The organism is Nocardia mikamii NBRC 108933 (genome assembly GCF_001613505.1).
In the GTDB taxonomy this organism is placed as follows: Bacteria; Actinomycetota; Actinomycetes; order Mycobacteriales; family Mycobacteriaceae; genus Nocardia; species Nocardia mikamii.
In genome coordinates this window covers 90,789-104,173 of the sequence record NZ_BDCM01000027.1, presented here as the reverse complement: position 1 = coordinate 104,173, position 13,385 = coordinate 90,789, and the positions used below count along the sequence as shown (strand labels likewise).

Sequence of the window (13,385 nt, the reverse complement as noted above, 5' to 3'; positions counted from 1 at the left end):
GTATGCGTGCTTGGACATCTCGACCTCTTCATCGTCGATATGGACGATGAACAGGTCGCCGACGCTGAAGGCGCCCCAGAACTTGCCGAACCGGGAGAAGATGAGCCGGGCGTGCCCGACACCGGCGACCGCGCCGAGGCGCACGACCATCTCCTGGTTGACATACAACACCGGAATCAGCAGCGCGAGAGTCCATACCAGCGCCATGCCGTAGTTCTGCCCGGCCTGGGCGTAGGTCGCGACACCGCCGGCGTCGTTGTCACCGACCGTGGTCCGCCAGAGGTGGGGCGCCGTGCGAGACGAACAAGACGGGCATCCGGTCCAAGTTGTTGATGGCCATCGTTATCCTTCGGTCGAACCACTCCGATCCGGATTCGGAGATGAGTTGCTGCTTGGGTGCGGTAGGTGCTGCGGACTTACGAGCATGATCGGAGGCGCGCCTACTTCGGCGCGCTGTTCAGGATTGCGGAACGAGTGAGTCGAGCCGTCGTATCGTGATCGGCCCGCTGGACACTGTGCATTCAACGCACGGTGCTTCCATGGTCGCGCGTTTTCTGGAAACGGGCTTCGTTGGGCGAGTGTTCTCCCGGATTATCGGACGGGATCCTTAGATGCACCGTCGGTATCCGGGTATTTCGACGGTCGCCGCCGAGTGGAGTGGTGGGGACTACTTTCGAGCGCGACCTGACGGCTAGGCCGTCGTGAACGAAGTAACAGGTTGTGATGTCACATCGAAGGGCAATCGACGCCAGGCGTGGTGGTCATGCGTGCTGACGTTCGGCGCTGGCGTGGACGATCGGTCGTCGGACAGTGGCCGTTGCGCTGGAAGATCGGTGTCGTTCTTGTAGTTCCGATCGCCGTGGCGATAACCCTCGGTGGGTTGCGAATGCAGGAAAGGCTCAATTCCGCATCGGAGTTCGCAGTGACATCAGAGCGCATACGACTGTTGCCGATGCTGGTCGAGCTCGACGGGGATGCCGCGATCGTTATGGGCACACTCGCACAGCGCACACTCTCCCCGGAGTTCCTCGGCCGACTGGATTCCTCGATCGCAGCGCTGGAGGGAACGAAATGGTCGGCCGCGCTCGGCTCGGGTGCGGCGACCGACCTGGCCCGCGCGCTCACCGAAGCGCGGGGCCTAAGTGCCCGGGCCAGATACGGTCCGGTCGCCACCACAACGGAGCTCACGGCCGAGCTGGCGCATATTCGGACGGCGCTTTCGGGAGTGGTTAGCGCCATTGCCGATTCGTCGGCTGATCCGGCGCTTGCCGGCGAAACCGCGCGGCTCGAGGCGCTTTGGGCGGCGCAGAAGATCATCTCCGCCGAGGGATTGAAGGTCGTCGGCGCATCGGATGTGCTCGCCGGTAGATCAACCAGCACGCTCGAGGCCGAGGCCGCCGAATTGCTCGCGTATCTACGGACCGAATCAGCGATGCTCGATCAGGTTGCCGCTCGGTATCCACCGGGGGACTCGATCGTCGAAACCTTGCGGAAAGGGGCGGCCGATCGGACCGTGATGCAACGGAAGATCACGCAGCCGGACACCACTGCTCGTACTCTCGACGACCTCAAGTACTCGTTGTTCGCCAGCATCCGCGATTATGGACAAGCCGTTGCCGCAGCATCGGCAGAACTGGAAGAAGCGATCTCGGCACAAGCCGGTGCGCTGCGTGCGACAGCGTGGCGGGAAGGCGGTCTTGTCGGTGGGATGCTGCTGGCGGCAGTCGTAGTCGCGGCCGCCGTCGCCCAGTCGGTTCTCGCATCGCTGCGCCGTCTCCGAAACGCGGCTGTGCGCGTCGCTCATCACGACCTGCCCGAGGCGGTTGAGCGGATCAAGAGCGGCACGGCGGTCGCGGAGGTGATCATCAAGCCACTCGCCATCGGTACCCGCGAGGAGATCGGCCAGTTGGCCGATGCCGTCGACGATATCCACAGCCAAGCCGTGTTGCTTGCGGGTGAACAGGCGCAGCTTCGTCGGCAGATGAACGACATTTTTGAATCACTGGCCCGCCGGAGCAGGTCACTTCTCGATCTGCAAGTACAGATGATCGAGGAACTCGAATTCGAAGAGCGGGATCCTAAACGTTTGGAGAGCCTTTTCCGGCTGGACCATCTGGCGACCCGGATGCGGAGATATGGGGAGAACCTGCTGATTCTCGCCGATGACAAGGTCCGGCAGGTGCGCTTCAGACCGCCGATGCAGTTGGAGGACGCGGTCCAGGCTGCGATTTCGCAGGTGGAGGAGTACCAACGAGTTCGGATGGTTGGGCCGCTGCCGATCGCGCTGACCGGCACCGCGGCAGCCGATTTGGTACATATCCTCGCCGAATTGCTCGACAACGCCCTACGGTTCTCTTCGCCCGGGACCGTTGTCAGGCTGGATTTCGGCCGCACCGCCGACGGCGGTGCGACAGTCAGCATCGTGGATCAGGGCATCGGCATCAGCGCCGACGATCTCCGCGGCATGAACTCACGGCTTGCGGATACACCTCGGGCGGATGCCGACACCGCCCGAAGAATGGGTCTGTTCGTCGTGGGCAAACTAGCGCACCGCCACGGTATGGCGGTGAATCTCTACCCTACCCTGGACATTTCGCGAAACGCCGGGATTACGGCAACGGTATCGATACCCGGTCATACGCTGACCGATACCGCAGCCGACCGCCCTGTCTCGCGCAGGTGGGAAGAACCACCCCTGCCCACCCGTGTGCCTGCTCGCGATTTCGCGCACTACGAAACCTCGCGCCGATCAACGGAATACGGCCGGGTTGTCCACCGTACCGACGGGGCCGGTCAGTGGCCCATCCGCCGCTCACCGGAGGAGGTTCGCGAACGGCTCGTGCGTCAGCAACGCGCCGTCGCGGCCGCGTTGTCGCATGCGCAAGCGGGCGCCACGACCGACGGTGACCCGAGTAAGGAGTGTTGATGGCTGCAGGTGGCACGCTGGATTGGTTGGTCTCGAACTTCACCCGTGCAGTCCCACATGTCGATCATGCGGCGCTGATTTCGACAGATGGCCTTCCGATGGCCGTCAGCACACCGGTGCCGCCCGAACGACTGACACAGCTCGCGGCTGCAGGCGCGGCAATGGCCGCACTCGCTGCCGGAGCGTCCGGACTGTTCGACGGGGGGCGTGTGCTGCGGTCCACTGTCGAGATGAGCGGCAGCTACTTTCTTCTCATGGGGGTTGGTGACGGTTCGCAACTGATGGCGCTGGCCTCTGCCGAATGCGATATCGGGCAGGTGGTGTACGAGATGACCTTGCTCGTCGAACGAGTGGGATCAGAGGTCCAGGCATTGTCACGGCAGTAGAACGCGGCGTACAGAACGCCTTTTGACGCGCGTTCACGAAATCTGCAGACGGGAGCAAATATGGACAGCCTCGACTCGAGAATTCTCGAGCTGGCGCGTCGCTGGTTGCCGTATGGCGGGCCGCCGACCGAGGAAATCCTGGTCGGTTTCGGTATGACGGAGCTTCGGTTTGATCGGCACCTTGCCCGAATACTCGGTAGCGAGTCTTGCGGACCTCTCTCGCCACAAGACCGGGCGGCCTTGTACAAGCAACTGCTGGAACGGGATGGACGAAGGTCTTCGCACTGCGTCACCCATCCCAGCAGCCCCCCACCATCGCATAAGTAACTCACGAGAAGGCGTAGGCATGGCCAAGGATCTACCCGATATCGACGAGGACGATGTCGTCGTCACCCACGAGAAGACCTACGCCGCGGGTGTGCCCGCAGTGATGGTCTCGTTGCGCCGCGGGATCGAGCAGATGGGCCCACTACGCACAGTCCGGACGTTGTCGAAGCTGAACCAGAGCAACGGTTTCGATTGTCCCGGGTGTGCATGGCCGGAAACTCCCGGCCATCGCAAGCATGCGGAGTTCTGCGAGAACGGTGCGAAGGCGGTCGCGGAAGAGGCAACCAAGCGTGTTGTCGGCCCTGGATTCTTCGCGGCGCATCCGGTGTCGGAATTGCTGGGCAAGACCGATTACTGGCTGGGGCAGCAGGGCCGGTTGACGCATCCGATGGTGCTGTTGCCGGGGGCGACGCATTACGAACCGATCGGCTGGGACGCGGCGTTCGGATTGATCGCGGGCGAATTGCGGCGACTGGCATCGCCGGACGAAGCAGTGTTCTACACCTCCGGCCGCACCTCGAATGAGGCGGCGTTCGTATACCAGCTGATGATCCGCGCGTACGGGACCAACAACCTGCCGGACTGCTCGAACATGTGTCACGAATCCTCCGGCTCGGCTCTATCGGAGACGATCGGGATCGGCAAGGGATCGGTATCGGTCCCAGATATCGAGAACGCAGACTTGCTCCTGATCGTCGGTCAGAATCCGGGCACCAATCATCCCCGGATGCTCTCGACGTTGGAGAAATCGAAGGCCAACGGGGCGAAGGTGATCGCGATCAACCCGTTGCCCGAGGCCGGTCTGTTGCGATTCAAGGATCCGCAAAAGGTACACGGGTTGGTCGGCGACGGGGTACCGATTGCGGATGAGTTCTTGCAGATCAGGATCGGCGGCGATCAGGCCCTGTTCCAGGGCTTGGCGAAACTGGTTCTGGAGGCAGAGGATGCTATGCCCGGCACGATCCTCGATCACGAATTCTTGAACGCCTACTGCGCCGGCCACGAGGAATGGTTCGACCATATTCGCCGGACCGTGGACCTGGGGACCGTCGTTGCCGCGACCGGGTTGACCCGGGCACAGATCGAAGACACGGCGGCCGCGCTGATCGCCTCGGAGCGGACGATCATCTGCTGGGCGATGGGGTTGACGCAGCAGACCCACGGGGTCGCGACCATCCAGGACGCCGTCGCGTTGCTACTGATGCGCGGGATGATGGGCAAACCCGGGGCGGGGGTATGCCCGGTGCGTGGACACTCGAATGTTCAGGGCGACCGGACCATGGGAATCTGGGAGAAGATGCCCGAGGCATTTCTCCGAGCGTTGGACGCGGAGTTCTCGATCGTCTCACCGCGCAAGCACGGCTTGGATGCGGTCGACTCTATCCGGGCGATGCGGGACGGGGCTGCGTCGGTATTCGTGGCACTGGGCGGCAACTTCGTGGCCGCCACCCCGGACACCTCGGTCACCGAGGTCGCGCTGCGGAACTGCGCGTTGACAGTGCAGATATCGACGAAACTGAACCGCTCGCATCTGGTCACCGGGCGGACCGCGCTGATCCTGCCCTCGCTCGGCCGGACCGACAAGGACATCCGCGGCGGTCGGAAACAACAAGTGTCCGTTGAGGATTCGATGTCGATGGTGCACCTGTCGCGTGGCAGTCTGGCGCCAGCCAGTGACCAGTTGCGCAGTGAGGTCGCAATCGTTTGCGGGTTGGCGCAGGAACTGTTCGGGGCCGGTCATACGGTGCCCTGGAGCGAGTTCGCCGCCGATTACGACCGGATCCGAGACTCGATCGCCCGCGTGATCCCGGGGTTCGAGAACTTCAACACCAGGGCTCGTCAGCGGGATGGGTTTGCGTTGCCCCACCCACCGCGTGACGAACGCAGGTTCGATACGCACACGGGGAAAGCGAATTTTGTCGTCAACCCGTTGTCGTGGGTACCTGTCCCAGAGGGGAGGCTGATTCTGCAGACCATGCGATCGCATGATCAGTACAACACCACCGTCTATGGGCTCGACGACCGGTACCGCGGGGTCAAAGGCGGGCGCCGGGTGCTCTTCATCAACGAAGTCGATATCGCTGCCTCGGGGTTCGACAGAGGGGATCGGGTAGATCTGATCTCGGAGTGGACCTTGCCCGACGGCACGCTCGAGGAACGGCGAGCAGCCGATTTCCGATTGGTGCCGTACCCGACACCGCAGGGGAACGTGGCTGCCTACTACCCGGAAACGAATCCGCTTGTCCCACTCGATCATGTGGCGGTGAAATCGAACACGCCGGTATCGAAAGCGATCACTATCCGCCTCGAGAAGCGGTCCTGAGATGGGGCGGGTGACTGCTCGCGTACCGGTGACACGGATCAGCGAGACCTCGTACACCGCTCGCCCGGATACGGTGGTGGTCGAAGAACCCCTTGAGATCAGGGTGGACAGTGTACCGCTGGCGGTGACCATGCGTACCCCGGGATCGGACGTCGAACTGGCGCACGGATTTCTGTTGACCGAGGGGATCGTTTCCGGCCGGGAGGACATTGTGTCGATCCGGTATTGCAACAGTGTCGGCGAAGACGGTCGAAACACTTACAATGTCCTCGATGTCGACCTCGCAGCAGGAGTGTCGCTGCCTGAAACCGGAATCGAACGCAACTTCTACACCACATCCTCGTGTGGGGTGTGCGGCAAGGCATCCCTGGAGGCGATCCGCCAGCGCACGGTGCATTCTCCCGCTTCCGACCGGACGAACGTCGATTCTGCGACGATCGCAGGCTTGCCGAAGGCGTTGCGGTCGGCGCAGAAGGTATTCGACGCCACCGGCGGTCTGCACGCTGCGGGGTTGTTCACCGCGGATGGACAGCTGCTGGTGGTGCGAGAAGACGTCGGCCGGCACAACGCCGTCGACAAGCTGATCGGCTGGGCCGTCGAGCAGGGGCGGGTTCCGTTGCGCGGCACGATCCTGCTCGTCAGTGGGCGGGCCTCGTTCGAGCTCGCGCAGAAGGCGGTCATGGCCGGGATACCAGTGCTTGCTGCGGTCTCCGCGCCGTCGTCGCTCGCGATCGACCTCGCCCGCGAAACAGGGCTGACACTCATCGGGTTTCTTCGGGGAGCCACGATGAATCTCTATGCCAACGCCGACCGCGTGCTCGAGAGTCGGGGGCGCTCGTACCCCTCTACGCAAATCGGCGACGCAATCCGCACCGGTGCAGTCAGACTCGCCTGAACCCGTGTGGCAAGGGCCTGGCCACCGCCGATGCATACGGAGAGGTTGCCGATCGTGAGGTCGCGGCGGATGATGTCATGCGCCACCCGATGCCAGGCTTGGAATACCCAGTGCACGAACGAAACTGCCCTCCCTCCGGGGGCGCGCTAGGTTGACCACCGCGGTCGGGTCGCGGGGTGGATCCATCGGGATGATCTGTTATCTGTGGGCGAGTGCGGGGCGCGATCCGTTGAGGCTGCGCGAGACCATTGTGAGTCGGAACGTGCCGGAAAGTGTGTCGGTGATGGATGCCGGATGGAACCACAGCGCAAACTGAAAATACCCTGGCACTGGAGATTTTGCGAATTGGGCGCATCATGTAAACGCCCGGACGGTACTCGTGTTGTCAGTCACAAAGCATCGTATATGTGTCGGGCATCACGGAGCTGGTGGGCGGCTTGTATGTGATTGATCGGTATACGCGAACGCACCTGGACCGGAGTAGCGGTTTCTCGGCAGGGTTTCGCCGTGACCACGGGTGAGGGGTTCCCGACGAACCGACGGATGGCCAGCCGCACAACGGGTGACCGAAGGGGCGGCCGAAATGACGGTCCATCCCGATCGCGCGACGGAGCACGTACTCACCTACCGCTCGAGTACAAAAAGGACCGGTCGATGCTCGCGAGACGTTCTTCGAAAATTTTGGTGGCCGTGGGAGTGCTGTTAATCGCTCTCGCCGCCGTCGTGCGGTTCATCTTGGTTCCCGCGCTGTCGAAACTGCCCGGTGATCTCGATGTCAATCCCTTGTACGAGGGAAAGGGCACGCTGCTAAACGCTCAGGCTTTGCAGGCAGGCGATGTCGCCCATGTGATCGCGTCCGATGTTCCGGTCACGGTTAATCGGCACGTGTACGTGTCGAGCACCGACGGTGACACCGCGCTCGCTCACGACGACATCACTCTCGTGGCACCGGGCCTCTCCGTACCGTCCAACCACACCTACGCCATCGACCGCAAGACGATGGACGTGGCGACCGGTTACTCGTCCGAGGGGGTCGAACCCCACAGCGGAATGACAATCGCCCTGCCGCTGCATCCGGACTCGTCCGCGAAATACCAGTATTACGACTTCGCGACCAGGACTACTGTCCCGATGAATTATGTTGGCACGGGCACTGTTTCCGGACGTGACGTGCTCAACTACTCGGTGGACGCGAAAGGGGTCCTGCGTGATCCCGCGATCGGTGGGGCGTTGCCGCCGTCGCTTCCCAAATCGCAGGTCGCCGCATTGGCGCCGCTGCTTCCGGCGAACGTCCGTGATGGCCTCGGTGGCGCTCTCGCGCAGCTTCCGGACCCGGTGCCCTTCACTTACACCGCGGTGACTCATATCGATCTGGCCGCCGACCGGACTCTGGGGTCACCGATCGATGCGAAATTGAACCAGCAGGTCATCGCGAATGTGGAAATCGGCGGTCAAACGGTTCCTGTCATGCCGGTCCTGTCCATTGACACCGCGCTCAACAGCAAGTCGATCAGCGATGCGGCGGCCTCGGCCCGATCCCAGAGTATGCAGTTGAACCTGATCAGCGTGATCGCTCCGCTTGTTCTCCTCGTACTCGGTGTGCTGGCACTTCTCGTCGGCATCCTTCGGCGACGCCCACGCGACCTCGATCATCGGCCGGCTCCTCGGGCGAACGTTTCGGTCAGCTAACCGGATTTCGCAGCAAACCGATCCGCCTCGCGCGGAACACGATGGTTGCCCGGTGAACTGGATGCACCCAGCGCGCGCAGCCCATTGAGCCATCCGTACGACAGAAAGAGACGGCCATGAACATCATCGTCGACTATGACCGGTGCGAAGGACACGGCGAGTGCGTGATCGCCGCGCCCGAGGTCTTCGATCTCAACGATGACGGCGACGAGGTGGTCGTTCTGGACGACACTCCCGCCGAGGCCCTTCTCAACAAGGTTGAAACGGCGGCCAAATTGTGCCCGGTCGCGGCGTTGCGAATCGCACGCTGAGCCCGAGTTCGGCCCAACACCCGAAGCCGCACCTGCCTTGGCAGCGACGGCCCTAGAGAAAGCAGAGAGCAATGCCCGCATTCACCGATCCCGCCGACCTCCGCACGTTCGTCGGGGGAATTTTCGAAAAGGCTTACCTGGACCCCAAACTCGGCCCCAAGCTCACCGCCACCGGTGCCGTTCTGCTCGTCGCTTGCCACGATCCCGTCTGCGAAGTCGTCCTCGACATGCCCAACAACAAGGTCTATTCCAGCGTCGAGGAAGGGGGCGTCACGCCGAACGCGACACTGCGTATGAGTTCGGAGAACGCGAACAAGTTCTGGCAGGGCAAGCTCAACATGACAATGGCGTTGACAAAGGGCACCGTCAAGGCTGAGGGACAGATCATGAAGGTGCTGAAGCTGGTCCCCAGCACCAAGTTCCTGTTCCCGATCTACATCCAGGACCTCAAGGATGCCGGCCGCGAGGATCTCATCGCTTAGGCACCGACAGCGGGGTAACGCCCGACGACATCTACTCCACGATGGGCCGGTACAAGTACCGGCCCATCGTGGAGTTCTGCCTTTTGCCGACTGCCCCACCAGACCTGACTCCGACATATGTATCGCAGTCTCGACAGTGCAGCGGATTCGGCTGCCACTGCTGATCTGTGAACGACGCACACACAAGAAATCGTCCGACGCGGCTTTAGCCGCGCCGGACGATTTCTTCTCTATGCAGAGGCTAGCCGCGCAAACGAATAGTCACCGCTCGCGGCTCGGTGAAGAACTCGCGCGAGTACTGGCCACCTTCCCGGCCGAGACCGCTGATACCCTCACCGCCGAACGGCAGCCGGAGATCACGTTCGAAGAAGGTGTTGATCCACACCGTGCCGGCCTTCCATCGGGCGGCCATACGGTGAGCGCGGTTGAGGTTTTCGGTGAACAGCATGCCGGCGAGGCCGTAAGGGGAGTCGTTGGCGATGCGCATCGCCTCCTCCTCGGTATCGAAGCCGAGGATGGTCTCGACCGGCCCGAAGATCTCCTCCCGCGCGGTACGGGACTGGTTGGTCAGTCCGGTGATGACAGTCGGCGGGTAGTAGTAGCCGCGGGCGCGGGCATCGTCGGTGAGCCGGGCCCCGCCGGTAACCACCTTCCCGCCTTCCTCCTGAGCCAGTTCGACATAACTGTGCACCTTCTCGAGGTGCTTCTGCTCAATGAGCGGCCCTAGAAAGTTCGCCGGATCCTTCGGGTCACCGACGGTCAGTGCGCGGGTCTGCTCGGTGAACCGCGCGATGAACTCTTCCATGATCGAGTTCTGCACCAGCAGGCGCGAACCGGATAGACATACCTGCCCGTTGCCGCCGAAGATCGCGCGAATCGACATCGGGACGGCGATGTCGAGATCCGCGTCCTCAAAGACGATATTCGCGGACTTGCCGCCCATCTCCGCCGAGACCGGGGTGTGGTTCACCGCAGCGGCCTGCAAAATCTTCACGCCGGTGGCGCTGGACCCGGTGAAGGTGATTCGGTCCACCCGAGGGTCTGCGGTGAGCGGACCGGCAACAGCCTCACCACCGAATCCATGCACCACGTTCAGGACGCCCTCGGGGAGGCCGGCCTCGAGCGCCAGCTCGGCGAACCGGTTGGCAGTCAGCGGTGTCTGTGGTGCCGGTTTGAGGACGGCGGTGTTGCCGAAAGCCAACGCCGGAGCGATCTTCCACGTAGCGAGCATCAGTGGCGCGTTCCAGGGACTGATCGCCGAGACCACCCCCGCGGGCGGATACAGAACGTAGGAGAGCAGGTCGCCGTCCGGGTAGGACTCGTTGGCGGCCATCGATGCGTAGTCGGCGAAGAAGCGCAGGTTGTGTGCTACACGAGGGATCTCCGCGTGAAGGGACTGATTGATGCTCTTGCCGCCGTCGCGAGTCTCGAGCAGCGCCAGTTCCTCACGGTGATCATCGACCTTGTCGGCGACCGCGTGCAGGATCCGCGCTCGATCCTTCGGTGACATCAGTGGCCAGGGACCTTCGTCGAAGGCGCGCCGGGCAGCTGTGACCGCGGCGGCGCCGTCGTCGGCGGTACCGCGGGGGATCGTCCCTAGTAGCGATCCGTCGTGCGGATCACGGGTTTCGAATGTCGCGCCGTCCGACGCGGGACGCCAGTCGCCACCGATGAGATTTTTGACGTCGGAAATTTTCGGGGTTGCGGTCATGAGGCTCTCCTGTTGGATCAGACTGAGGCGGGAGCCTCTCGATCCTGATGTGAACGCGGCAATGCGCTGTGTGTCGTACACGGTTGCTTGTGACTGACGACGCTACGAGCCGGGGTTTGTTCCAGCCATGGCGTCACACGCATATCCCGTGGTCTCCAGGCGCATGGGATACAGCACGGCAGAAGTCGACGTAGGGGGGTGCTGCGGGCCGAGGCCCGCAGCACCCCCCTACGTTCTGTCAGGATTTCGCCAGGGCCGGAGTCTCGTAGGTACGGCCCGCGAGCTCGGAGGCCACATCGATGATCATGTCTTCCTGCCCACCGATGACGCCGCGACGCCCGAGCTCGAGCAGGATGTCGCGGGCCGGGACATCGAACTTCTTCGAGGCGCGCTTGGTGGGATGGAAGAACGTGGAGTAGACGCCCGCGTAACCCAACACCAAGGCCGTCTCGTCGACGATTTGGGGTTCCTTCATCAGGGGCGCGACGACATATTCGGCGGTGTCGATGAGCGGGAACAGGTCGACGCCGGTATCCCAACCGGCTCGTTCGAACGCGGCGGCGAGGACTTCGGTCTGGGCGTTGCCCGCGCTAGCTCCGAGCCCACGCAGGGACCCGTCGATGAAGGTGGCACCGTTTTCGGCGGCGGCGAGGGCGTTGGCGATCCCGACTCCGAGGTTGTTGTGGGCGTGGAATCCGATACCCGCCGTAATGGCCTGGCGAAGGGCGGCAACTCGGGCACCCGCATGCTGGGGAACCATGGCGCCGGCGGAGTCGACAACGTAGACGACGTCGGCGCCGTAGGAGTCCAGTTTGGCGGCTTGCTCGGCGAGGGGCTCGGGTTCCAATTTGTGGCTCATCATCAAGAACGTCATCACCGTCAGCCCTTGTTGCTTGGCCCATTCCACGGGCTGCTGACCGCAGTCCGCCTCGGTGCAGTGGACGGCGACGCGGACCGTTTTGATACCGGCGTCAATGGCATTCTGCAGTTCGGCAAGCGTCGCGATTCCCGGAACATAAAGCGCGGCAATGTCGGCGTTCTCGACTGCGTCGACGGCGGCGCGGACATAGTCGGGATCGGTCGCGGCGGCGAAACCGTATTGGATGGAGGACGCACCCAGGCCGATACCGTGGGCGACCTCGATGGTGGAGACGCCGGCGCGGTCGAGGCCACGGGCGATGTCGGCAACGTTCTGGGGGGTGAACTGATGCGAGACGGAGGACATGCCGTCACGCAGCGTGGTGTCGACGATCGCTATCTTCTTCGCGCTACTCACTGTGCTGCTCCCTGGATGAGGTTCTGCTGGGCCATGACGTCGGCGACCTGGACGGCGGCGGCCGTGATGATGTCGAGGTTGCCGGCATAGGTGGGCAAAAAGTCACCGGCGCCGATCACTTCGAGCATGACGGTGACCAGGTCGCCGTCGACATCGACGAATCGCAGCGAATAACCGGGGACGTACTCCTGGACCTTGGTGACCATGTCGACCACAGCGCGCTCGATGGCGGCGGGGTCGGTGTTGCGGACCCTGGCATAAACGGTGTCGCGCATATTCATCGGCGGTTCGGCCGGGTTGATCACGGAGATGGCCTTGGCGGTGTCGGCGCCGGCGACCTGGGCCAAGGCTTTTCCGGTCTTCTCACTGAATTCGCTGAGATTCTGCCGGGTACCGGGGCCTGCGCTGTGCGACGCGATGGCGGCGACGATCTCGCCGTAGGAGGCGTCGGCGACCTCGTTGATGGCGTAGAGGATGGGAATGGTGGCCTGGCCGGCGCAGCTGACCATGTTCACATTCGCTGCGTTCAAGTGGGCGTCGAGGTTGACCGCAGGGACGACGTACGGGCCGACTGACGCGGGGGTGAGATCGATCGCGGTGATGCCGGCTTCCACGTAGCGAGGTGCGGCCGCGGCGTGGATCTTCGCGGAGGTGGCTTCGAAGACGATATCGGGCAGTTCGGTCTGGTTGAGTAGCCAGTCGAGTCCGCCAGCGGAGGCTTCGAGGCCTTCCTGCCGTGCGCGGGCGAGCCCCTCACTCGCAGGGTCTATGCCCACCATGAAGCGTGGCTCGATGTGTTCAGACCGCAGCAGCTTGTACATCAGGTCGGTTCCGATATTGCCGGAGCCGATAATCGCGGCGCTTTTGCGACTCATTGTTTGCCTCTCGATCATGGTGGTCGGTGTCGACAGAACCTGGTGCGTCGAACGTGGTGGAGCACCCGCGCATGTGGTCGGCGCTGGAATAGGGCTGCCAACCCATCGTTGTGCGTACGAAAGAAAAGCACTGATTTGCAGCGGTTGGGTCTGTTGGCCGGTATAGCCGAACAGCGATCCTTCG

10 protein-coding genes and 1 pseudogene are annotated in these 13,385 nt (G+C 63.0%); 7 read left to right on the top strand and 4 right to left on the bottom strand.

The features are described 5' to 3' along the window. A pseudogene (locus NMI01S_RS32665) lies at window positions 1-267 on the bottom strand (divalent metal cation transporter); the annotation flags it as partial. 496 nt (window positions 268-763) lie between these two features. Between NMI01S_RS32665 and NMI01S_RS32660 the strand changes: the two are divergent. The 7 genes from NMI01S_RS32660 to NMI01S_RS32630 all read left to right on the top strand — a co-directional run bounded on the left by NMI01S_RS32660 (window position 764) and on the right by NMI01S_RS32630 (window position 9,339). Then, window positions 764-2,926: a sensor histidine kinase gene (locus tag NMI01S_RS32660; RefSeq protein ID WP_157126488.1), complete on the top strand. Its 2,163-nt coding sequence runs from the start codon at window positions 764-766 to the stop codon at window positions 2,924-2,926. After that, window positions 2,926-3,312 (top strand): roadblock/LC7 domain-containing protein, encoded by a 387-nt coding sequence (locus NMI01S_RS32655; RefSeq protein ID WP_063002601.1) that lies wholly within the window; start codon window positions 2,926-2,928, stop codon window positions 3,310-3,312. The genes NMI01S_RS32660 and NMI01S_RS32655 overlap by 1 nt, the downstream gene beginning before the upstream one ends. Window positions 3,313-3,658: 346 nt before the next feature. Further along, window positions 3,659-5,962: an FdhF/YdeP family oxidoreductase gene (locus tag NMI01S_RS32650; protein ID WP_063002600.1), complete on the top strand. Its 2,304-nt coding sequence runs from the start codon at window positions 3,659-3,661 to the stop codon at window positions 5,960-5,962. A 1-nt stretch (window position 5,963) separates the two neighbouring features. After that, window positions 5,964-6,857 carry a formate dehydrogenase accessory sulfurtransferase FdhD gene (gene fdhD / locus NMI01S_RS32645; protein WP_084513456.1) on the top strand — a complete coding sequence of 298 codons (894 nt, stop codon included), beginning with the start codon at window positions 5,964-5,966 and terminating at the stop codon, window positions 6,855-6,857. A gap of 654 nt (window positions 6,858-7,511) precedes the next feature. Further along, entirely contained in the window at window positions 7,512-8,546 is a 1,035-nt protein-coding gene (locus NMI01S_RS32640) for a porin PorA family protein (protein WP_063002599.1), read from the top strand. Window positions 8,547-8,662: 116 nt separating this feature from the next. Then, window positions 8,663-8,857: a ferredoxin gene (locus NMI01S_RS32635; RefSeq protein WP_063002598.1), complete on the top strand. Its 195-nt coding sequence runs from the start codon at window positions 8,663-8,665 to the stop codon at window positions 8,855-8,857. 71 nt (window positions 8,858-8,928) lie between these two features. Beyond that, entirely contained in the window at window positions 8,929-9,339 is a 411-nt protein-coding gene (locus tag NMI01S_RS32630) for an SCP2 sterol-binding domain-containing protein (RefSeq protein WP_063002597.1), read from the top strand. Window positions 9,340-9,580: 241 nt separating this feature from the next. Here NMI01S_RS32630 and NMI01S_RS32625 read toward each other — a convergent pair whose 3' ends face one another. The 3 genes from NMI01S_RS32625 to NMI01S_RS32615 form a co-directional block, all read right to left on the bottom strand. Further along, window positions 9,581-11,050, bottom strand: coding sequence for an aldehyde dehydrogenase (locus NMI01S_RS32625; protein WP_063002596.1), 1,470 nt, complete (start codon window positions 11,048-11,050; stop codon window positions 9,581-9,583). A gap of 238 nt (window positions 11,051-11,288) precedes the next feature. Continuing rightward, the gene (gene dmpG / locus NMI01S_RS32620; RefSeq protein WP_063002595.1) at window positions 11,289-12,326 is read right to left on the bottom strand and encodes a 4-hydroxy-2-oxovalerate aldolase; all 1,038 of its coding nucleotides are present in this window, start codon (window positions 12,324-12,326) and stop codon (window positions 11,289-11,291) included. After that, window positions 12,323-13,201, bottom strand: coding sequence for an acetaldehyde dehydrogenase (acetylating) (locus NMI01S_RS32615; protein ID WP_063002594.1), 879 nt, complete (start codon window positions 13,199-13,201; stop codon window positions 12,323-12,325). Before NMI01S_RS32615 ends, dmpG begins: the two co-directional genes overlap by 4 nt. Window positions 13,202-13,385: the final 184 nt, after the last annotated feature.

Bases quoted from the DNA above. Each gene is read 5' to 3' on its own strand.
- NMI01S_RS32650 (WP_063002600.1), top strand. From the start codon at position 3,659: ATGGCCAAGGATCTACCCGATATCGACGAGGACGATGTCGTCGTCACC.
- NMI01S_RS32640 (WP_063002599.1), top strand. From the start codon at position 7,512: ATGCTCGCGAGACGTTCTTCGAAAATTTTGGTGGCCGTGGGAGTGCTG.
- NMI01S_RS32660 (WP_157126488.1), top strand. From the start codon at position 764: ATGCGTGCTGACGTTCGGCGCTGGCGTGGACGATCGGTCGTCGGACAG.
- NMI01S_RS32625 (WP_063002596.1), bottom strand. From the start codon at position 11,050: ATGACCGCAACCCCGAAAATTTCCGACGTCAAAAATCTCATCGGTGGC.
- NMI01S_RS32635 (WP_063002598.1), top strand. From the start codon at position 8,663: ATGAACATCATCGTCGACTATGACCGGTGCGAAGGACACGGCGAGTGC.
- NMI01S_RS32615 (WP_063002594.1), bottom strand. From the start codon at position 13,201: ATGAGTCGCAAAAGCGCCGCGATTATCGGCTCCGGCAATATCGGAACC.
- fdhD (WP_084513456.1), top strand. From the start codon at position 5,964: ATGGGGCGGGTGACTGCTCGCGTACCGGTGACACGGATCAGCGAGACC.
- NMI01S_RS32655 (WP_063002601.1), top strand. From the start codon at position 2,926: ATGGCTGCAGGTGGCACGCTGGATTGGTTGGTCTCGAACTTCACCCGT.
- NMI01S_RS32630 (WP_063002597.1), top strand. From the start codon at position 8,929: ATGCCCGCATTCACCGATCCCGCCGACCTCCGCACGTTCGTCGGGGGA.